Source organism: Halobacillus locisalis, from assembly GCF_013694105.1.
Taxonomy (GTDB): domain Bacteria; phylum Bacillota; class Bacilli; order Bacillales; family Halobacillaceae; genus Halobacillus; species Halobacillus locisalis.
Genome location: NZ_JACEFG010000002.1, coordinates 783,078 through 804,013 on the forward strand (window position 1 = coordinate 783,078; position 20,936 = coordinate 804,013).

The window sequence follows — 20,936 nt, forward strand, 5'->3', positions numbered from 1 at the left end:
AACAGGAGAACCGTCCCTTTGTTCACTCTTTCTCGATCGTGTAGGTTCCACGTTCTGTGTTTAGAGTGAAGCGGTCATTGAGGTGTTGGTACCTGGTCGAATCCTCCAGCGGTATTTCGTAATATGGAGAAGGAAGCGGTTGAGCATTTTGTGCGCCCGTTTGCGTTTGTCCTTGCCCGTGCAAGAATAATAAATGCATTGGCGTGTATTCGTCCAAACGCCGTGTATTCGACTCGTACGAGATTTCCTTCAGATTCATCGTTACCGTGTCCTCATCGCGCAGTTCATGCTTTTGAATACGAATGTTCTCACCCTGCCATTGTTGTAAGAGCTGGTTGAATTCTTCTATCGTCAAATCGGTCATGTTCATCCCTCCTGCGATTATCTTTTCCACTGGAGCGGTTATCATGCAACGGGCAGTCCATTTATATCCAACATTTTACTGATGAATGGTAAAATGGATAAAGGAGTTTTGGTTTGGAAACTGTGAACTTTTCATAGGAAAAAGGTTTACAACATATAGTTGAACTAGATGGAAGTTGCAGCTTCAGAGAGGTGTGTGTACCGATGCATAGAAAAGGACTAGCGTTGTCGATACTGCTATTATCGCTGCTATTGACGGCTTGCGTGGAAGGGGATTTCAAGTTAGAGGTCAATAAGGATGGAAGCGGAGAGCATACGGTGACGATCGGAATCGAGGAAAAGACGGTCGAGCAGTTCGGTAATCGTGCTGAGGGGATGGTAGATAATGCCACTACACAATTGGAGGAGCAGGGCTATAAAGTCGAACCATACGAAGAGGGCGGCTACATTGGTTTTCGGGCGATGAAGAGCTTTGAAGATATTCAAGAAATGGACATCCTCCCTGTTTCGGGAGATCTATCCGGAGCACAAGCAGCCTCGGCAATCGGAGGGTCACCGATAGATATGACGACAGAGCGCGGGCTTTTTACCAATACATATAAAGTCGAAGCGGAGGTCGACCTTTCAAATTCCGGAGTTCTTGGCGGAATGCAGGCGCTCGTTGCCGATCAGTTGGATTTGACGTTCACACTCGATCCCCCTTTGTCGCCTAAATCTCATAACGCGGATCGTGTGGAAGGTGATGTCTTGCAATGGGATATCCAGGAGGCGGGAACGACGAACGTGATGGTCGAAATGAGCGTGCCGAACGTTCGGAATATCGCAATACTCGTGGGAGTGCTTGCCGTAGTCTTAGGTGGCATCGGGTTTTGGCTGTTCAGAAAATAAAACGTGGAAAATAAAACATAGGGACGGTTCTCCTGTTGGGTTGTGAATCACAACCGAACAGGAGAACCGTCCCTATGTTCAAGATGTTTGAGATAAAGTCTTCAGCTCAAAGTGGTCGGCTACCGTATCGAAATCACGGACGACGTTGAACAAGTGCCAATCAGAGAAATTATTGGTACTTTCCCAAACATGAGGACCGATTGTGAAGGTATAGTATTCTCCTTCTGTAAATAAGCAGTGATGGGGTTCGTCCAATAGTTTCTTGAAGGCTTCTTCGTTCTTGGCATCGTTCAGTTGTATAGGTGTTGTGCTCATGATACTTTTCTTACATTTGGCTTTGATCTGCATAGTGAACACCTCTTTCTTTGAATGTGGTCTTGTATGATTATCTTATCCAAATAGTCAGACAATTATAACGAAAATACTAGATTCATATAAAAAACTCTCATTCTATCTGAGATGAGAGTTTTGGAACATGGGGACGGATCTCTTGTTTGATCACGAGACTCAAACAAGAGAACCGTCCCTATGTTTTGGTTAAAATGGAAGGATTAAACTTAACTATGTTAAACTATATCCGAATGTCTATCCTTAAACGGGTTGATGTTCAAATTATTGAAGGAGGTCGATCATGAGTCAACACACTTTATCATTCATCAGCAAGACAGCTCAATCAGCTATGCTCATCGTTATATTCGTCATAGCGATAGCGGCTCCGGTTCAAGCGGAATCTTTGCAATGGGAATCCAAGGACAACGTGGATCTGCAAAAGGAATGGACGATTACATTCAACGTTGAGATTGAAGATTCGGTGGAAAACAAGAGTCATTTTGAAATAAGGAGGGCGGACGGAAGCCTATTCCAGACTGAGGTTACATTTGAAGGGAACAAAGCTATCGTTACACCTGGTTCCTCAGGTTACTTACCAGAAACGACGTACGAACTACATATTAAAGAGGGCGTTACCTTTTCAAATGGAGAGCAGTATCAAGACGTTTTGACGATGCCATTCTCTACAAAGTCTGAATCATATTTTGACCAAGAATTAAAAGAATTGGTCTATCAAGGCAAGGTGAAAGATGTCCCTTACACAATCGGGGATTCGATCAACGATGTCATCGCGGACAGAGGGGAGCCTACCAATGAGTTCGGTTATTCAGGGTTGAAATATATCTCCTATCCTGATAATTATTGGTTCGGAACGAATTTCGGGGATACGACGTTGAGAGCGATTGGTGTTCCTCTTCAACAAGACCGCTACACGCTGGCCGATTTTGAGAAGGTATTCGGAGAAGCAACGGGGTATGGACCCCCAGGTGAAGGGAGCTCGAATTACTGGGCTTATTTCAATCTTCCAGGGTATAAATTGGTACTGCATATAGACGGTGATTATAGAACATCTCCAGTCAGTGACTTCATTTTAGCTGAAAGACAATAAAAACGTAGGGACGGTTCTTCTGTTTGAATGTAATCAAACAGAAGAACCGTCCCTTTGTTTACCTTTGTTTACCTTTGTTTTATAGATCGCAGGAATACCATGAGAATATGAATGCACAGCAGCACGATCATAAGGAAGAGAAACAGTCTAGAAAGAACCGTTCTTAAACTGAGTATTTTTGTATAAAGGTCAAAGTGCATTTTTAGGAAACGAAAACGCTCCTAAGAGTTACCCCCAGATTCTTTTAAGCTTAAACCATTCTTGAAGATAGCCCCACACAGACACAGGTGCCATGATAACTTGATAAAACAACACAAAGAACAAAAATCCATGTATGTTTTTTCTAACTCTTAAGTTCAAATCTTTGAAGACCTCTTTTTGATATTTGTATAAGATACTATAGCTGATAAGTGTTAAAGGTAATACAAGAAGTGTCATAGGGCCAACTATCCAATAAACTCCAAAGAAGGCTAGAATTACACCGGGCAACCAGAAAAAAGTGTAACAGAAATCCAAAAAGGGCATGATTAAGTTGATTCCGGTTAAATACTTTGTATAAACCATAGGTTGATCCCAAGGTTTAGTTTCCTTTAAAGCTTCAATCATTCCTCTTGCCCACCGGGAGCGTTGAGTAATAAATTCCTTCAAATTTGACGGCACTTCCGTGAAGGCGACAGCTAATGGTTCGAAGAAAACCTTTTGATCACTGTACAGCATGTTCCATGTCAGAACGATGTCTTCTCCAATAGCGTCTGGCCAACCTCCTAGTTCTTTTATTGTTTTAGTTTTATATAGACTGAATGCTCCTTGAGCAACGAGGGTACCCTGGAATAAGCCTTGTAATCTCTTAATGGAAGCAATTGCAAGGAAATAATCCCATTCCTGCATACGTGTTATTATCGTTTCTCTGCTGTTCCGAACTAATACAGACCCAGCGATAGCACAAACGTTTTCTGGAGATGTGATTATCCTGGCTACTAAGTACTTTACCGCTCTTGAGTGTAATAGCGTATCTGCATCGAGTGTAATGACGAATTCTGTCTCCACGTATTCCAGCCCTTTATTCAATGCGTTGAATTTCCCTGGATTTTCTTCTTGTACAACTTTTCCTGATAGGTCTAGTTCTTGCAACGTATTTTCTGCCTCTTCAGTTGTTTTATCTGATGATCCATTATCAACAATAATGACGCTAATATCTGGGGAGTATTTTTGACTCTTTATGTATGTCAGCGTATTGGCAATTTGACCTTGCTCGTTACGACAAGCCATTAAAATGGTTACAGGCTCTTCTAGGTATGCTTCTTTCAGAGGAGGTTGCTTGTCTGAGATTATGGAGATGATGAGAAAGGCGTTCATATAGCCTGGTATATAAGCAATCCCACTAATTATAAATATAGAAAAGGGTAGCGATACCACTTCTGCTAAATCTACAACCCAAGGAACAGATATGTATATTGCGAATGACGTCCATAATATAGCAAAAATATGGCCGACCCAAAACTTGGCCTGGACAGGTATGTAGTAGTTCATGTTTATTTCATTCCTTTTAAGTATTAAGTGGCATGTAACTTTGTGCCTATTAGGTAATACCCTACTTGATTCAACTCAACACATCATCAAAAAACGTAGGGACGGTTCTTCTGTTTGAATTTAATCAAACAGAAGAACCGTCCCTGCGTTTGGGCCAAACACGAGAACCGTCCCCATGTCAAAGCGCTTCTTTGATGATTTTCTTGTAATGGAGGACAGAGAGTAGGCCGAATATGGAATAGAGGGCGGTGTAAAGGCCCATGACGATGAACATCGGCGCCCAGAGCTCTGTTCCGAAGAAGAACCAGCCGGATTGCACGGCAAAGTAGCTGTGAAGCAATCCAACCAGCAAAGGAATCCCGAAGTTGAACAGTTGCTTGCCTTGAATTCCTCGCAATAGATCGCCACGCGTGAAGCCGAGCTTTCTTAAGATCGTATAGCTTCCTTTTTCATCTTCCCCTTCGTCCATTTGCTTAAAGTAAAGTACACACCCTGATGTAATCAAGAAAGTGAGGCCTAGAAAAGCGACGATGAACATGATCATTCCCATGTTTTGTTTTTGGGCATTGGAGGTGGCCCACTGCGAACCATTTGCCCGTCCCTCATCCAGTCCCATTTGAGTAAAGACCGCGTAAGCCTCTTCCTGCTTACTATCGTCCTCCAAGTTTACGCCTGTGTAGAGAGGGGGTGCTGTCTGCAGCTCGGAATCTAATTTTTGGCCGAGCTCTTTGAACAACGCCTCATCAACGACGGCAATCGGTAGCCCGCCTGCAACATAATAAGAGGACAATACATAATCTTTTTCAAGTCCCTTGTAATCAAGCGTGCGCCATTCTCCGTCCATGAGGATTTCAGACGTCCCCTCTTTTTGCAAAGAAATGAAGGATTGCATCAGGTCTGTATAACCCGTCAGCATCATTTCTTCCTTTTCCAGGTTCACACCGTCTACCACACCTTCATGAACGACGGGTAAACTCGTTTGTTCCGTGTTGAAGTTCAAGTCATCGATATTCGCATCCAGAATGTCTTGTACATCAAACTCTGCTTGATAGACTTGTATCTGTTTTTTTGAAAAAGCGATATCTTCCTCTTCTAAACGGTTCATGAACTCGCTCGCCATTGCAGGTTCCGTAATGGCAAAATCGTCCGGAACCGAGTTCTCAGCTGACTTTTCTGCAGAATAATAAGAGATGTAACTGAGCGACAGTAAACTGATCGCAAGGGCCGACACCGTGGTGATCACCGTCAGTAAAAAAGCGTTCGACTTCATCCGGAACATCACCGACGATAGTGACAACACTTCGTTGATATTCAAATAGCCCTTTTTCTTTTTACGAATCATATTGGAAACAAAACGCACCGACCCTTTATAAAGGAAATACGTACCGATGATGACGACAGCCAGGACGAAAACCATCGCGATAAACAACCCGTTGATCGTTGTGATCGTCCCTTCGAATAATTGGGAGGAAACATAGTAGCCTGAAGCAATCAAGGCAATGCCGAGAACCCCCATGACGTGCTCCCACACCGAAAGCTTCTTCACCTTTCCTTGTGATTTTGAAGTGACACGGAACAGGGCGAGTATCGATTGTTTTTGGATGAAAAGATAGTTGGTCCCCATAATCAATAGATAAATACCCGCAAACACAAGGAGCGTCTGTCCGAAAGCTTGATTCGAAAAGTTCAGGTTGGCCATTTCATCGACCCCGACAACTTGGAAGAAGCTCATCAGAATCAATTTTGATATAGCAAAACCGATGAAAATTCCGATTGCCAAGGAACCGAAATAGATGATCAGATTTTCGATACTCAGAATCCGGAAGATACGGTTCTTGGTCATCCCAATCAGCTGAAATAAGCCGATTTCCTTACTGCGGCGCTTCGTGAACAAGGCGTTCGCGTACAACAGGAATACCGCGACGATCGCAATTAGAAGGATCGAAGCGACTCGGACAGCGGCTTCCCCTTTGATGGAGCCGTCCTGACTCATCGACGGGTCGTACTGTAAGGTTACAAAAGAAAAGTAAAGAGCAACACTGAAAATAAGGGCGAATACATATAGGTAGTAGTTTTTCAGGTTCTTTTTCAAATTGCGGAAAATCAGTTGATTAATGCTCATAATGTACACCGCCGAGAACACCTTGCGTTTTCATGATGTCCTTCAAAAAGGTTTGCCGTGTTTGATTGCCCTTGTTCAACTGCGTGTAAATCTGTCCATCACGTATGAAAATGACACGGCTGCTGTAGCTGGCTGCGACAGGATCGTGGCTGACCATCGCAATCGTGGCCTCGCGCTTAGCGTTCATATCGTTCAATTTGTCGAGCAGGTCGGAAGCGGATTTGGAATCGAGTGCCCCCGTCGGTTCATCCGCAAAAATGATGCTTGGTTCGTGAATGAACGCTCTTGCTGCTGAGGTGCGTTGTTTTTGACCACCGGAAATTTCATTCGGATATTTATCTTGGATATCCGCGATTCCGAGCTCGTCCGCCACCGCCTTGAATTTTTCCTGCGCCTCTTTTTTCGATACCTTTGAAATCGATAAGGGCAGTAGAATATTTTCTTTTACCGTCAATGTATCGAGCAAGTTGTACTCTTGGAAGATGAAGCCGAGATGGTGCTTGCGGAACTCCGCGAGTTTTTTATCTTTTTGACTCGTGATCTCCTGCCCATCGATATGAATCGTGCCATGACTGACGTGGTCGATCGAAGACAGGACATTGAGCAACGTCGTTTTTCCAGACCCGGATGCCCCCATGATGGTGACGAATTCTCCCCGTTCAATCGAAAGATCGATGCCTTCCAAAACGTGTTGCTTCATGAATTTATTCCCGTAACTTTTATGAATTTTCTTCGCTTGCAGTAAGCTCATTTCATAACCCCCTTCGTTCTATGACTTCATTCTATTCGCTTTTGTCACGGTTTTCCTTCGATTCATCTAACAAAATGACGAAAGCATGTGACGGTTTTGTCACATGCTCCGAAGCTTCGTAAATTCATTCTGATTTGGAAAAATCAATGTGAAGGTGGTCCCTCCTCCAAGTTTTGATGCCACCTCGATTTGGATCTTCATCGCCTGTCTGATCCGGTCGGCTAAATATAATCCCATGCCTGTTGCGGCTGCATGCTGATGGTCGGTTGTAGAGGTGAACCCTTTTTCAAAAATCCGCGGAAGGTCTCGAGGATCGATGCCCCGGCCGTGATCTTTTATCAGCAGGTGGGTGCGTCCCGATTTTTCAAAACTTGTGAGGGTGATATCAGATTGCTCGCTATATTTAATGGCATTGGTCATCAATTGCCTGAGGATGAACGCGAGCCATTTCGCATCGGATAGCACCTGTTCTACTTGCAAGTCAATATCGAAGCCGATGCCTTTTTGCATACACCACGACCGCAAGGATTTGATTTCATCGACTAACAACGGTTCGAGCTCGACTTCTTCGATGTACAAGTCGTTCTCGATAAAGGGGATCCGCTTCTGATGGAGCTGCTGATCGAGGAGCAGGTCGATCCGCATCCATTCGAAGGTCAGTTGAGATTTCAACTTATAATCATCGATACGATCGATAATAAGACGCATGGCTGTCATCGGAGTTTTCACTTCATGAATCCAGGATAAAAGATCATCTTTTTCCTCTTCCAATAAGTTTTGGTTCCGTGACAGTTCCTGCTTCAATCGATCGATCTGTTCACGTACATTTGTTTCGACCACAGATTCGAACGGGCTGTCCGCTTCCGGGAAGGTGGTGAGATCCAGGTCATTATCCCGTTCTTTCATTTCAGCATAAAAGGGCGTTTCTTTTCGGTAGCGTATGAATAGAAAGATGACCATCAGGATGCATGATAAAAACACGTAGTATAGTGCAGACGAAAGGGAAACGGTTTGGTCGACTAGCGCTAGAAACAAGGAAAGGACTTGTAGCACGACGAAGAACACGATCCAGCTGATGCGTTCGAGCAAAAAGGTCCGGATCATGATTCTTCCCTCGCGACATACCCTTGACCGACTTTCGTTTCAATCGCATCTCCGAGACCGATATCGATGAGCTTTTTCCGGAGACGATTGACGTTCACGGTCAGCGTGTTGTCGCTGACGAAGCGCTCATCTTCCCAAAGGCGATGGATGATTTCTTCCCGGCTGACGATTTTACTTTTCTTTTCGATCAGCTGCTTGAGAATGAGCATTTCATTTTTGGTCAACTCGACGAAGCCTTCGTCATTCTTGACTCGATTGCGTTCGTAATCAATCGTTGCCCCGAGCCATGTTTGGAGTTCGCTTTTTTCCGTATTGTAATTGTAAACGCGCCTTAGAATCGCTTGTAACTTGGCGATCAATACATCAAAGTGAAACGGCTTTTGGACAAAATCATCGGCGCCGAGATTCATCGACATGACCATATCTGTCGGATGATCCCTGGATGATAAGAAGATGATCGGAACCTTGGAGTGTTCGCGGATCATCCGGCACCAGTGGAATCCATCAAATTTAGGCAGCTGGATATCAATGATGACAAGGTGAGGGTCCACAGAAGTGAACACGTCCATGACACGACTGAAATCCTCGATACCGTGGACATCATAAGACCACTGGGCAAGTCGCTCTTCCATCTCCTGGAACAACGTACGATCATCCTCAATCAATAATAAACGAAACATGTGCGACACCACCTTCTGTGGGGACGGTTCTCGTGTTTGGTTGTGCCAAACACGAGAACCGTCCCTTTGTTCAATCTATATACTTCTGGAACCATTGATGTACCTTCTCTTTATATTCTTCTGAATGATTGGAAAGATCATGGTCATCGTTTTCATATTCGATGTACTCATAATCTGCGTTTACTTCTGACAATTTCTCACTTAGTTTGCGTGCTCGTTCGACAGATACTCTCCAGTCGTTTTCCCCGTGCAGGATCAATGTAGGAACGTCGATTTCGTCAGGCCAATAAACAGCGGAGCGATCTTTGTAGGCTTCAGGGTTATCCGATGGCGCACCAATTAGATCGATCATCATCCTTTTCATACCTGCTCCTCTATTATCGAATCCCAATGTTAAATCTGTAGGGCCTGCCACGATGGCAGCGGCCTTCAGCTCCATCTCGTTTTTTATGGCTAAGTAGGTCATCATGCCGCCTCTCGATTTCCCGACCATGACCGTATTGTCTTCGTCAACGTTTGGAATTTCTTCCGCGACACGCGCAAGATTCAATACGTCGTTCACATCAGACCCACCATACTCTTCTTTTCCTTCGCCGCCGTCATTTCCACGGTACTGAGAAGCGAGCACAATGTATCCCTTGTTCGCCCAATAGGATAAGTAGGTGGCGAGGGTTTGATCATTAATCTTGCCTAATTCCTGATTCCCGCCTCTATTGTAAATGAGTAAAGGCAGTTCTTTGTCGACCTCTTTTGGCTTCACCATGTACCCGACGACTTCTAGCCCGTCACTCAAGTATGTAAATCTGTGCGTTTCAGTCGTTTCTGAATGGGTTGTTTGAGGGACGTCGATCTTTTCCTGACTGACAATGATGCTTTCTGCCCCTGCTTCACATCCTACCAACCATAATAACACGAGAACAAAAAATAGCTTTTTCATTATGTAGACCCCTTTCTTGCGTGGGGACGGTTCTCTTGTTTGGTTCCTATTCACAAACAGTGGAACCGTCCCTTTATGACATAAATCATTTGAATACGGAAGAGAATAAGAGTGAAGGGAGGAATCAGAATGGCTAAAGGAAATAAGAAACTTTCGAATAAGAACGCTCAACAGCACGACCGTAAAGAAGAGAAACAACCGAGAAAGAACAGGTCATAAATAAGTGGTGCAGGGGTTATCATGGGTTATCATGGGGACGGTTCTCTTGTTGAGTGAGGATGACCAAACAGGAGAACCGTCCCCATGTTCTCCCCACCAATGCCAAAAACCTTTAAAAGAGTATGAATGTAATGCCCTGCTACTCTGTACGAATATCCATTAAAAAAGTTTCAGCAAACACCGGCTTGCATGGATGTGATCATGTGGGGACGGTTCTCGTATCAAGAGAAACCTGGCTTTTCAATTATGATTTTAAATGGTTTGCGATGGGGGGGGATGACCATACAAAAGAACCGTCCCCACATCAAAACTTCTGTTTTCGTTATATAGGAGTGTGACAATTCGAGTGTTTTGTTAGGGAGAAGGTTGATTTCGTCTTGGTGGGGTTGTCTGAAAATACATAAAGCCCTTTTCGTATTTCTTCCCTTGTGCGTGTAAACTGTTCTCAAACTTGCTGAGTAGAGAGGTTGGGTGAGGTATGCCAAGGCATGCAAGGAGAAGAAGTACAAGCGGTATTTACCATGTCATTTTACGTGGAGCGAACCGGCAGGAGATTTTTCATAAGGAGAAGGATCGCATCCGCTTCCTATATACACTAAACCGGTATAGGACCGAGATCGGAATTCAGGTGCTGGCATGGTGTTTGATGGATAACCATGTCCATCTTTTGTTAAGAGAAAACGAACATAACCTTTCCGATCTGATGAAGCGGCTCGGGATCAGCTATGCGTCTTATTACAACTGGTCATACGGAACGAACGGTCATTTGTTTCAGGACCGTTTTAAAAGTGAAGTGGTCGAATCGTACGGCTATCTTGTGCGGGTTGTGCGCTATATTCACATGAACCCTGTAAAAGCGGGTCTTTCCCCTAAACCAGAGAAATATTGGTGGAGTAGTTGTGCGAATTATTACGGGCTCAGTAGGGAATCATCTGATTTGCTAGACCAGTCGATCGTACTCTCTTATTTTCCTTCAGAGAAAGAAAGTGCACAAACGAAACTCAAGCAATTTCACGAGCTTCAGTGTGATGATGAATGTTTACGCGCTTGGGCTGGTAGACGGTTAACGGATGAGCAGGCACGGATTGAAATTATAGAAGTGCTTGATGGGGTGCAGATTCCTCAAGTGAAAACGCTGGAGAAAAAGGAGCGAGATCCGCTAATCAGGATAATAAAAGAAATTGAAGGCCTGTCGCTCCGCCAAATAGCAAGGATTCTTGGTGTTTCTGTTTATATGGTTAGTCGAGCGTAGGGACGGTTCTCGTGTTTGGGGCAATGACCAAACACGAGAACCGTCCCCACGAACGCATGCACGAACGTATATGTTTCTCACATGCAATGGAGGGTATGGACAAGGTATAATGACAGTACTTGATAAAAAGTTCATGCTTTTACATAGTGTAGGGAGGAAAATTGTTTTGATCATTGCTATCATCTTTTTATTATTTGTTTCATTATTCTTCTCAGGAAGTGAGACGGCCTTGACGGCTGCGAACAAAATGAAGCTGCAGTCTAAGGCGAATAATCAAGATAAGAAAGCGGAAAAACTTTTAAACTTAGTATCAAAACCGAGTCAGTTCATCACGACGATTTTAATAGGAAATAACATTGCGAACATCCTGCTTCCGACGCTCGTGACGACGCTTGCGATCCAGTATGATTTCAGTGTGGGGCTTGCTTCTGCAATTTTAACGGTGACGATCATCATCTTCTCAGAGGTGATTCCGAAGTCTGTCGCTGCAACATTCCCTGACCGTATTTCACTGGCAGTCTATCCGGTTATTCGGTTTTTCGTCATTTTATTCAAGCCGATTACGCTCGCCTTAAACAAAATGACCGATATGATTACGAAAGCTCTTTCGAAAGGACAAGCGCAGGAGGCGTCAGTGTCGAAAGAAGAACTCAGGTTGATGGTCGATATTGCCGATTCAGAAGGGACATTCAATCCGGTTGAATCGGACCGCATTAAAGGCGTACTCGACTTTTACAATCTGAATGTGAAAGATGTTTTGAAAACACCGAGGGTCAATTTGAGCGCTTTACCGAGTGATGCGACGTATGAAGATGTCCGTGATGTGGTTCTTCAAAGCCCGTACACGAGGTATCCGGTCTACCATGAAGATATCGATGACATCGTCGGCGTGCTTCATTCGAAGTATTTGATTGCTTGGTCGACAGAGCCGGAAAAACCATTAAAAGAATTCTGTGACCTGGATCCCCTCATCGTTTACGAATTCCACTCTATCGAACGCGTCTTCCGCACGATGACGACCGAGAAAAAACACCTCGCGATTGTCCTCGATGAATATGGAGGAACAGAGGGGATTCTGACGCATGAGGACGTCATCGAAGCGATGATCGGGCTGGAAATTGATGATGAAACGGACCTCGAAACGAATCGACTCGTTGATGAGGTGACGGAAACGAAAATCATTTGTGATGGGAAGATTCCACTTCGCCAATTGAATTCGATTTTCGACACGGAAATCCCGGAAGAAGAAGATGTGCTCGCTGGATATATATTGAGTGAGCTCAACGATTTCCCGGACGTCGGGCAGACGATGGAACGGAACGATCTGACCTTTAAAATACTGCAAGTCGAAGGTCGTACAATTCGAAAAGTGGAGATCATTAAATAATTTGACGTGGGGACGGTTCTCGCGTTTGGTTTTTAAGACCAAACAGCAGAACCGTCCCCACATTTTATTTTTCTCAACCTGCTATCTTTTTGTGAAAAATTGGTATAATAAACGAGAAGGGAGGAGCGGAAGGATGCAACGAGAAAGAGTTGTGTTTACGAAGCTTTGAGTACGAAAGGGTTTATTCATATCGAACAAAATCACTCCAACTATCTCTGCCCCATCATGCATATTTCACATCAAACTAAAGGAGTGCAAACACATGAAAGTGCGCTGGGATAGAGAGATCACCGAGTATTATATTATGACGATGGTGATCATGATTTTGTTATTCGGGAGTATATATATGGCAGGATGGTTTACAGGTGTCCACTGGAGTGACTATATGATTCCGTTTTCTTGGGAAATGGTCAACGTGGACGAGTTGAAACAAATCATCTGGATGAAGTGAGTGAGAACAATCGAGGCTTATCCTACAGCCTCGGTTTCTTTTATGGAGGAAAATATGAACAATTGGATCACAGAAATTATGGAACAGTATGGGTATGTCGGAATTTTTGTCATGATGTGTTTAGAAAATCTTTTTCCCCCGATTCCATCTGAAGTCATCCTTCCGTTCGGCGGATTCATGACGACGACTTCTTCGCTCGAGTGGTATGCCGTCATAATCGTCGCGACAACGGGATCCCTGACCGGAGCGTTGGCGCTCTACATGGTGGGCATCTTGGTCGGTCGTGAAAAAATCGAGGGGTTTGTGCTTCGGTGGGGGCATATCCTCCGCATCCAATCCAGTGACCTTGCCCGCGCTGACGCCTGGTTTGAGCGCTATGGTTACTGGACCGTATTTTTGTGCCGGATGGTTCCATTATTACGCAGTTTGATCTCGATTCCTGCGGGGATGTGGAAGATGAACGTCACCCAGTTTGTCCTGCTGACGACAATTGGATCGCTGATTTGGAACACCACCCTTATCCTGATGGGGGTGTGGCTCGGCCGGTCGTGGACGCATGTGTTGGACTTTATGGAGCTGTACTCTACTTTTTTATATGCTTTGGTAGCGATTGGTGCTTTATACGTGTCCGTTCGTTGGATGCAGCGATATCGTAGAAGTTGGAAGTGAGGAAAATGATGGACTTGATCGAATTATGGAAAGTGATGCTGCTCGGTATGTTTGAAGGCTTGACCGAGTTTGCGCCGATTTCTTCGACAGGGCACATGATCATCGTCGATGAAATGTGGCTGCACTCGCGCGAGTTTCTCGGGGAACAAGTGGCCAATACGTTTAAAGTTGTCGTCCAGCTTGGTTCCATCTTAGCCGTTGTCGTGTTGTTCCGAGAACGGTTTGCTTCACTTCTTGGCATCAGTAGAAAAATAGAGGAACGACGAAAGCTGAAACTCAGCCAAGTCGTCGTGGGCTTGCTGCCAGCCGTGGTGCTTGGTCTGTTATTCGAGGATTTCATCGATACGTACTTGTTCACCGTAGAAACAGTCATGATCGGACTCTTGCTCGGTGCTATCCTTATGATCATCGCCGATACAACGGCATCTAAAACTCCTCAAGTGGAGACGGTAGATCAAATGACGTATAAGCAGGCCCTCCTCATAGGATTAGTCCAGTGCTTTTCCTTATGGCCTGGATTCTCACGGTCAGGATCGACCATCTCAGCAGGAGTCATGGTAGGCATGAGCCACCGCTCCGCTGCTGACTTCACCTTTATCATGGCGGTGCCGATCATGCTTGGCGCAAGTACTTTGTCATTAGTGAACAACTGGCAATATTTCACCCTGGATGCTCTTCCGCTTTTCGCCGCCGGTTTCGTAAGTGCCTTTTTCTTTGCCTATATCACAATCCAATTTTTCCTACGGCTGATCAACAAAGTGAAACTGATCCCCTTCGCCATCTACCGCATAATGCTGGTCGGCGTACTTTACCTACTATATTTTTGATGGGCTCCACTCACCATGGGGACGGTTCTTGTGTTTGGTTGTCTACCTGAATTTTGTTAGATCATAAGAAAGCCATGTTCTAATCTGAAAAAGAACGTGGCTTTTTTATTGTCATTAGAGCAAACAGGAGAACCGTCCCCACGTTTGTAATTTGCAGGAATGCTGTGTCATTTGGGCGAATATTATTTTTATATGTACGGTGATGACGAGTCTATCATTCATTTCTAGTTAGTGGACTAGAGAGGGGTCTTTTTAAAAAGGGTGAGGAGGAACCACATTGAAGGAAAAAGGGCGGTCTCCATTTTTTAAAAGTAAATGGTTCTGGTTGAACGCTGGCATTTGTGTGGTCGTATTCGCAGTTGCTTTCTTCCTTGGCTCGTCACGGATGAATGCACTGTTAGACGGAGAGTTGCTGAAATATGATGAACTGGTTGTCATGGCCGAGGATAAGGATAAAGAAATCCTTGAGAAAGAGAGTTCTGTGAAGTCTTTGCAAGGGGAGATCGATGGTATGAACGAAGAGAAAGGCCAGCTGAATGAACAGATTCAATCGAAGCAGAAAGACCTTGAAGAAGTTATGGCACTTATAGATTCAAAAGATCAATTGAGTGAAGAAATCGCGGGTTTAGAGGAACAGAGGAATACGAATCAAGGCGAATTAACTAAGTTAACCGAACAACTAACTGTCAAAGAAAAAGAATTAGCATCAGTCACGGGTAAAATCATAGAGTTGAAGGACAAACCAAAGGTACTTCCAGCAGGATTTTTCACGGTCGGTCAGGATATTCCGGCATCAAGGTATAAAGTAACACCGAATGGAAGTGGCAACTTCTTTGTGAATGACGGCATGAAAGTCAATGTAATAATCGGGCAAGATGACTCTTTCTATTTGAGTGAGTATGTTTTCTACGCGGAAGAGGGGGACTTGATTGAATTGACCACCCCTGCTACGTTTCAACCTGTTCAATAATAGAAGAAAAGCGCCCGATCACCGGGCGCTTTTGCTATTTTCAACTAACTACTATAGAAAAAGGTTATAATCGCCCCAAAAAGATTCAGGGATTTTATGAGTATGAGATTGCATGTAAAGAAGTATAAGTCGATTCAACCCTTTGAATTACATAAATTGGATTAAATGAAACGGAATGGCTCATCAATCGTATAGATAGGTACAACGAAATGTTAAAGGAGCGATTGGGGATTTTTCTAGTGGTTATTTTTTGTGTGATAGCCGTTGTGTTGGCATTTGCCATGATGTTCGACCGAAATAAACGCGTGAATAAGTTAGAAGAACAAATCGAGTATAATGAAAGACGTACGAAGGCTTTCGACGAAGTGACTCGCTACAACAATATGAACTAAATGCAAAGAGCTCCTATTTGATGGAGCTTCTTTCGTGGGGACGGTTCTCATGTTCGGTTAACATTCCCGCTCAAACACAAGAACCTTCCCCACAAAAAACGCACTGGCACCCAGTGCGTTTTTTGTATTTTCTATGCATGGTTCGGGAGATGGAGGATCTTTCTGATCGGCGTTTGTTGTCTAAGGTAAGGCATCACCCATCTGTCTAATCCGTATTTACCGGCATTCGCACCAGCTACAATGAGGAAGATGGTCAAGATCACCATTTGCGGGTTTGTGCTCGTTGTGCCACTTAATAGGAAGGCGAAGTTCATCAATATGCCAGCAAGTGCTGCAAAGTTTGTAAATAATCCGAGTATGAGTGCGATTCCGACGAGAACTTCTCCCCACATGACGAGGAATGTGAATATTTCATGGTTCGGTAAAGCGACTGTTTCTAAGAATGCTGCCCACCAAGGTTGAACTGCGGGGTGTACGCCTTCTGCTTTTCCAATCGCTGCTTGTAAGAAACCGCTCGTTTCAAATCCGCCTGTCACTTTTCCGATTCCAGCCATAAGCCATGTGTACCCTAAGTAAATCCGTATCACTGCTAAAACCATTGCCACTTTGTCGTTGTTTCTGAGCCATTGATTCATTATTCTCAACCCCTTAAAGTTTGTTCACCATTTCACATGATGTGATATGAGTGGTGGTTTTCTTTACACTTTAAGTATATGTCGGGCAAGCATTTTTTGCCATACTTTGTGAAGTTTTTCACAATTTGTGCATATCTTTGTGTCGGTATTGTGAATGGGGACGGTTCTCTTGTTCGGGTTTTAACCCAAACAGAAGAACCGTCCCTATATCAAATTTGAAAAATGCGTGGTTACAATATATGGTTGGTTTAATTGGGGATTACATGGGAGGGAAATATGAATAAGAGAGAAGGAATGATGGTTGCCTTTTTTGTGTTGGCATTTATCGGTTTTTTTGTTTGGTACGATTCTGGCTCGAAACATATGAATGGACAATCTGACAATTGGTCAGGAAAGTACATGGGTCATATAGAAGATGGGAAGAAAGTGAGGGAGTTCACCCTAACTTACGAAGGAGAGGGTGACTTGGAGGGGCTACCAGTCACTTATAAAATGCATGCCCCCAATGAAGTGAATAATCAGGGCACAAAACTTCTTTCAAACAGTGAGGTTAGGGTTGAAGTAACATGTTCAGTCTGCAGACTTCCCTTAAAAAGTGAAGAAATCAAGATACATATAGAATGGGATGGGAAAGAAGAAGAATTCGTGTTGACGGATTGAGTCTATCTTTTAGATGAAGTAGAGGGTCTGTTAAGAGATTCATAAAGCCATACCATGAATTAGAAAGGGAGAATCTAATGGGTGAAACAGTTTGGAATCTACGAAAAGTGAAGCATTTAAAAAAGAAACAATTAGTCCTATACAATCTTTTGATGCTGTTCATCGCTTTTCTAGCATTTTACATAGAGAACGACTGGTCGATATATGTGCTTGCAGGTTTAACTTTAGTGATGTCCTGGTCTATCATTGCTAATATGGTGTACACCTTAAAGACAGGAAAGGTCTTAGGGACAAAAGCGAGTCGTCGTGTCCAGGCATTCGACAGAGATTACTTAGGTGAAAAACGCTGGAAAAAAAGAAAACAAATAGGAACGGTCATCATGATACTTTTCAGCATTGGGTTTACAGCATTCCTATTAAATATAGACCTTAATTCTATGGATATGGATTTCCCGACTGACGCCCTACCTCTCTTTGGGGCTTGGGGAGGTTTTAATGCTGGGGAAATTAATAGGGTAAGAAAACTTCAGTGAAGAATTTTGTGAGGAGGGTTTTCATGTGCAAAGAAGATGAGGCGAAAAAAGCAAGGAACAATGGGAGAATCCTGCTCGTATTATTAACCGCTATAACCTTTATCATCTCCACAATTGAAATGTTCTTTTTTGAGATCTTTTCAGGTAAAGCTGAGTATATTTATTGGTATCTGGGCAGTCTGGTATTCTCCGTTTATTTGGTATTGAATAAGTTCTACATACTATTCAGCTTGTTTGTGATTGGTATGGGGACGGTTCTCTTGTTTGGTTCTTGAATCAAACAAGAGAACCGTCCCCATAAAGGAGGTGAGAAAAAATGAAATTAGCCAAACTTATCTTAGGTATTGTGGTGTTCAGTTTAGCGGGGTACGGATTGATTATTGAGGATCCGGCAGATGTCATGCCTTACACGATGCTGTTTTTAGGTTGTTATATGCTCGTAATGGGTGTAGATGAATTTAAGAAAATGCGTCATTCATACATAGGTTACGCGCTGACCATTATCGGTTTATTCGGTTTATTTGTTTCCGTCCAAGCTTTCCTGGTGACTTGATCATAGGGACGGTTCTCATGTTTGGTTGAAACAACCGAACAGAAGAACCGTCCCCATGTAAAAAGGAGGGGTTATATGTTTACTTTCAGCAGGATTTTGAAGAATGAAAGGGTGGGCCTCCTTCTAGATATTGCGATTTCTATTGTGTTTCTGATCGTTTATAATGTGTTGTATTTGTATGAGGTGGTTAGTTTAGCTTCGGTCATCATTTTGAATCCTTTTGCTATTGCCTTTGTTGTGTATGATCTGTACCGGCTCAAAGAAATAAAAGAAAGCCAATAGTAGAGTACAACAATACTAAGAACTTTTAAATGGTTTGAAGGATTATATGTATAAAGTAGTTATTCCTGTAATCTTGCTGTCTGTTCTCGTTGGCGGATTTTTAATTCAATCCAATAAGAGTACCGAATTATATGGGAACAACAAAGAAAGCATAGTAGAAGTCATCCATTCAATTGAAGGATATGAAGATTACGCGGTGGAAATTTTGCAGGTCGACGACATGAATCAAGATCGAGTCGTGAGCTTCCTTGCAGATGGCGATCCATCTTATATTCAATTTAAGAAAAATGACGATGGTGATTATGAATGGAAGCTGATCATGGTTGAATCAGACGAAAATTTTGCCTCCTTTATGCCAAACTTAAGAAGCGTAAACGAGCGAAGTTTTTTATTTGTGAAAAATGGAGAAAGCAGGGTTTCCCATATGAAAGTGGACGTCAATAATCAGGAACTCGAGCAATCTTTCCAAGTGAATCAACCTGATGTGCAGTGGATGGATTTACCCCACACTGATGAGGATAGCTATTCGTATTCAAACCACCGATACTACTCAGGTGAGGGCGAACTTATTGATCCTTAACAGAACGAGACAGGCAGGCATTATGTGATGTCTGCCTTTTTGCCTGAAAAATCCCATGAATAGAATTCTATGCTGGACTTGATTAAAATTAGTGTAAACCTCAAAGAATGGATGCGGATACTATGCCAAAACAAAGCACAAGAAAAACCGCTCTCGTTACCGGTGCCAACTCCGGCATGGGACTAGCTACTACTGTTGAGTTGTTAAAAAAAGATTACCACGTCGTGATGCTTTGCCGAAACGAACATCGGGGAGAAGAAGCCTTGCAAAAAGCGAAGCAGGAGAGCCGGCGCGATCATGTGGATTTGATGCTGTGTGACCTTGGTTCACTTGAGAGTATTCGTCAATTTGCTGATCGATTCAATCGTCGATTTTTAAAACTGGATGCCTTGATCAATAATGCGGGCGTTGTTACGACAAAGCGAACCACTACGACCGATGGATTCGAAGGGATGCTCGGCATCAATCATCTCGGTCATTTCTTACTGACCAATTTGCTTCTTAATACCATCAAGCGTTCTAAAGATGGTCGGATTGTCACCGTTTCCTCAGGCGCTCACAAAGTTGGGAAGATTCATTTCGAGGATCCTCATTTGAAGAAGAGATTCAATGTTATCAGAGGATATTCCCAATCAAAGCTTGCTAATATTCTCTTTACAGTTCAATTGGATGAACGGCTTGAAGGGACGAATGTTAAGGCAAACAGCGTCCATCCTGGAGCGGTCAGTACGAGTCTCGGGGTCAGCCGGGAAAGCGGCTTCGGCAAAACGATTCATGCCATGCTGCGTCCATTTTTCCTAACGCCGGCAGAAGGTGCGGACACGGCTGTTTATCTTGCAACAGCACCAGACCTTACCATCAGCGGTGAATATTTTTACAAACGTAAAGTCGAACCCCACTCGAAACGAGCGCAAGACCAGGAGCTTGCCGAAAAGCTATGGCACTGGAGCGAGAAGGAAGTGGGAATTTAGCGCAGGGACGGTTCTCGTGTTTGTCTGCCATAACCAAACACGAGAACCGTCCCCATCTACACCCATCTACAAGTCTGACAGTTGCAGGACTTCTCCTGTATGCGCATCAACGGCGTGGGCAGAATCGAGTTTACCGTGCAGGTGATAATGACCGGTTTGTTGCCGATAAACATAAACAGGGGTTAGAGTCAGTGTATCTTTGAGCTTTTCGTACGCTTCCTGCATCGTGATCTTTGCTGCTGGGGCTGGTTTGAATTCCTTTATCATATCCATCATCCATTGGGAGTCGATGGCATTCACCACGTCCTGCCCGTCAGACTGAAGAAGCAACTTCATCTTTCCCGTGAAAAGGGACCAATCCTCTTTTTTCAATAAAGCGACCAAGTGACCATTCTCCCTATACAAAGAATCCCACATCCACAAACCAGAATCATCAGGGTATTCCATCCGCATAAATCTGTTGATTGCGACAGCGGCTTGCTCAATCACCTGATTCGTTATCGGAACCAGGTCAGGGTGAGGTTCACGAGCGAGCGCTTGGTCTTCACTCACTTCCCTTTCTAATTTCAACGGTTTTCTGTGGAACTCCTCAGGTAGAGGATCCTCGAATGTGATGACCTGATTGATGGGTGTATCACTGTAACGATCCCCGATGGCAAAGGGCTGTGTTGATGTTGCATCATTCGATACATAGATCTCTTCTACCGCATAGGATGGGACGATTTTCTTTTGTTCCATCACT

At 43.8% G+C, this 20,936-nt stretch carries 26 protein-coding genes; 16 read left to right on the forward strand and 10 right to left on the reverse strand.

The window, feature by feature from the left end; translation table 11 throughout:
- Window positions 1-22: 22 nt before the first annotated feature.
- Complete coding sequence (gene ymzB / locus H0266_RS10920; protein WP_246363863.1) at window positions 23-364, reverse strand: protein YmzB; 342 nt, start codon at window positions 362-364, stop codon at window positions 23-25.
- Between the two features lie 203 nt (window positions 365-567).
- On the opposite strand from ymzB, the gene H0266_RS10925 reads away from it, so the two are divergent.
- Entirely contained in the window at window positions 568-1,251 is a 684-nt protein-coding gene (locus H0266_RS10925) for an LppM family (lipo)protein (RefSeq protein WP_181472423.1), read from the forward strand.
- Window positions 1,252-1,329: 78 nt separating this feature from the next.
- Here the strand turns inward: H0266_RS10925 and H0266_RS10930 are convergent, their stop codons facing one another.
- Entirely contained in the window at window positions 1,330-1,599 is a 270-nt protein-coding gene (locus H0266_RS10930; protein ID WP_181472424.1) for a hypothetical protein, read from the reverse strand.
- Between the two features lie 283 nt (window positions 1,600-1,882).
- Between H0266_RS10930 and H0266_RS10935 the strand changes: the two genes are divergently transcribed.
- Window positions 1,883-2,689 carry a DUF4309 domain-containing protein gene (locus tag H0266_RS10935; protein ID WP_181472425.1) on the forward strand — a complete coding sequence of 269 codons (807 nt, stop codon included), beginning with the start codon at window positions 1,883-1,885 and terminating at the stop codon, window positions 2,687-2,689.
- 228 nt (window positions 2,690-2,917) lie between these two features.
- On the opposite strand, the gene H0266_RS10940 is transcribed toward H0266_RS10935, so the two are convergent.
- The 6 genes from H0266_RS10940 to H0266_RS10965 all read right to left on the reverse strand — a co-directional run bounded on the left by H0266_RS10940 (window position 2,918) and on the right by H0266_RS10965 (window position 9,813).
- Window positions 2,918-4,219: a glycosyltransferase family 2 protein gene (locus H0266_RS10940; protein WP_181472426.1), complete on the reverse strand. Its 1,302-nt coding sequence runs from the start codon at window positions 4,217-4,219 to the stop codon at window positions 2,918-2,920.
- A 178-nt stretch (window positions 4,220-4,397) separates the two neighbouring features.
- A complete protein-coding gene (locus H0266_RS10945) occupies window positions 4,398-6,341 on the reverse strand; it encodes an ABC transporter permease (RefSeq protein WP_181472427.1) in 1,944 nt (647 codons plus the stop codon).
- On the reverse strand, window positions 6,331-7,092 hold the full coding sequence (locus H0266_RS10950; protein ID WP_181472428.1) for an ABC transporter ATP-binding protein: 762 nt from the start codon (window positions 7,090-7,092) through the stop codon (window positions 6,331-6,333). Before H0266_RS10950 ends, H0266_RS10945 begins: the two co-directional genes overlap by 11 nt.
- A gap of 99 nt (window positions 7,093-7,191) precedes the next feature.
- A complete protein-coding gene (locus H0266_RS10955; RefSeq protein ID WP_181472429.1) occupies window positions 7,192-8,196 on the reverse strand; it encodes a sensor histidine kinase in 1,005 nt (334 codons plus the stop codon).
- Window positions 8,193-8,876 (reverse strand): response regulator transcription factor, encoded by a 684-nt coding sequence (locus H0266_RS10960; protein WP_181472430.1) that lies wholly within the window; start codon window positions 8,874-8,876, stop codon window positions 8,193-8,195. The genes H0266_RS10955 and H0266_RS10960 overlap by 4 nt, the downstream gene beginning before the upstream one ends.
- 70 nt (window positions 8,877-8,946) lie before the next feature.
- The gene (locus H0266_RS10965; protein WP_181472431.1) at window positions 8,947-9,813 is read right to left on the reverse strand and encodes an alpha/beta hydrolase family protein; all 867 of its coding nucleotides are present in this window, start codon (window positions 9,811-9,813) and stop codon (window positions 8,947-8,949) included.
- A gap of 697 nt (window positions 9,814-10,510) precedes the next feature.
- On the opposite strand from H0266_RS10965, the gene H0266_RS10970 reads away from it, so the two are divergent.
- From H0266_RS10970 to H0266_RS11000, 7 genes are all read left to right on the forward strand, one after another.
- Window positions 10,511-11,284 carry a transposase gene (locus H0266_RS10970; protein WP_181472432.1) on the forward strand — a complete coding sequence of 258 codons (774 nt, stop codon included), beginning with the start codon at window positions 10,511-10,513 and terminating at the stop codon, window positions 11,282-11,284.
- A 166-nt stretch (window positions 11,285-11,450) separates the two neighbouring features.
- Window positions 11,451-12,671, forward strand: coding sequence for a hemolysin family protein (locus H0266_RS10975; RefSeq protein ID WP_181472842.1), 1,221 nt, complete (start codon window positions 11,451-11,453; stop codon window positions 12,669-12,671).
- 262 nt (window positions 12,672-12,933) lie between these two features.
- The gene (locus H0266_RS10980; RefSeq protein ID WP_181472433.1) at window positions 12,934-13,122 is read left to right on the forward strand and encodes a hypothetical protein; all 189 of its coding nucleotides are present in this window, start codon (window positions 12,934-12,936) and stop codon (window positions 13,120-13,122) included.
- A complete protein-coding gene (locus tag H0266_RS10985; RefSeq protein ID WP_343063262.1) occupies window positions 13,123-13,791 on the forward strand; it encodes a DedA family protein in 669 nt (222 codons plus the stop codon).
- Between the two features lie 8 nt (window positions 13,792-13,799).
- A complete protein-coding gene (locus tag H0266_RS10990; protein ID WP_181472844.1) occupies window positions 13,800-14,618 on the forward strand; it encodes an undecaprenyl-diphosphate phosphatase in 819 nt (272 codons plus the stop codon).
- A gap of 277 nt (window positions 14,619-14,895) precedes the next feature.
- A complete protein-coding gene (locus H0266_RS10995; protein ID WP_181472434.1) occupies window positions 14,896-15,588 on the forward strand; it encodes a coiled-coil domain-containing protein in 693 nt (230 codons plus the stop codon).
- A gap of 239 nt (window positions 15,589-15,827) precedes the next feature.
- The gene (locus H0266_RS11000; protein WP_181472435.1) at window positions 15,828-15,980 is read left to right on the forward strand and encodes a hypothetical protein; all 153 of its coding nucleotides are present in this window, start codon (window positions 15,828-15,830) and stop codon (window positions 15,978-15,980) included.
- Window positions 15,981-16,111: 131 nt separating this feature from the next.
- Here H0266_RS11000 and H0266_RS11005 read toward each other — a convergent pair whose 3' ends face one another.
- Window positions 16,112-16,618: a DoxX family membrane protein gene (locus H0266_RS11005; RefSeq protein WP_181472845.1), complete on the reverse strand. Its 507-nt coding sequence runs from the start codon at window positions 16,616-16,618 to the stop codon at window positions 16,112-16,114.
- 273 nt (window positions 16,619-16,891) lie between these two features.
- Here H0266_RS11005 and H0266_RS11010 point away from each other — a divergent pair, with 273 nt between their 5' ends.
- The 7 genes from H0266_RS11010 (at window position 16,892) to H0266_RS11040 (ending at window position 20,194) form a co-directional block, all read left to right on the forward strand.
- Complete coding sequence (locus tag H0266_RS11010; protein ID WP_181472436.1) at window positions 16,892-17,275, forward strand: hypothetical protein; 384 nt, start codon at window positions 16,892-16,894, stop codon at window positions 17,273-17,275.
- 77 nt (window positions 17,276-17,352) lie between these two features.
- Window positions 17,353-17,808, forward strand: a complete 456-nt coding sequence (locus tag H0266_RS11015) for a hypothetical protein (RefSeq protein ID WP_181472437.1) — start codon at window positions 17,353-17,355, stop codon at window positions 17,806-17,808.
- A 23-nt stretch (window positions 17,809-17,831) separates the two neighbouring features.
- Window positions 17,832-18,083: a hypothetical protein gene (locus H0266_RS11020; RefSeq protein WP_181472438.1), complete on the forward strand. Its 252-nt coding sequence runs from the start codon at window positions 17,832-17,834 to the stop codon at window positions 18,081-18,083.
- Between the two features lie 41 nt (window positions 18,084-18,124).
- Window positions 18,125-18,361 (forward strand): DUF3953 domain-containing protein, encoded by a 237-nt coding sequence (locus tag H0266_RS11025; RefSeq protein ID WP_181472439.1) that lies wholly within the window; start codon window positions 18,125-18,127, stop codon window positions 18,359-18,361.
- A gap of 75 nt (window positions 18,362-18,436) precedes the next feature.
- Window positions 18,437-18,643 (forward strand): hypothetical protein, encoded by a 207-nt coding sequence (locus H0266_RS11030; RefSeq protein ID WP_181472440.1) that lies wholly within the window; start codon window positions 18,437-18,439, stop codon window positions 18,641-18,643.
- A gap of 46 nt (window positions 18,644-18,689) precedes the next feature.
- A complete protein-coding gene (locus H0266_RS11035) occupies window positions 18,690-19,223 on the forward strand; it encodes a hypothetical protein (RefSeq protein WP_181472441.1) in 534 nt (177 codons plus the stop codon).
- A gap of 122 nt (window positions 19,224-19,345) precedes the next feature.
- Window positions 19,346-20,194 (forward strand): SDR family oxidoreductase, encoded by an 849-nt coding sequence (locus tag H0266_RS11040; RefSeq protein ID WP_181472442.1) that lies wholly within the window; start codon window positions 19,346-19,348, stop codon window positions 20,192-20,194.
- Window positions 20,195-20,260: 66 nt separating this feature from the next.
- Here H0266_RS11040 and H0266_RS11045 read toward each other — a convergent pair whose 3' ends face one another.
- Window positions 20,261-20,932: a hypothetical protein gene (locus tag H0266_RS11045; protein ID WP_181472443.1), complete on the reverse strand. Its 672-nt coding sequence runs from the start codon at window positions 20,930-20,932 to the stop codon at window positions 20,261-20,263.
- Window positions 20,933-20,936 lie beyond the last annotated feature (4 nt).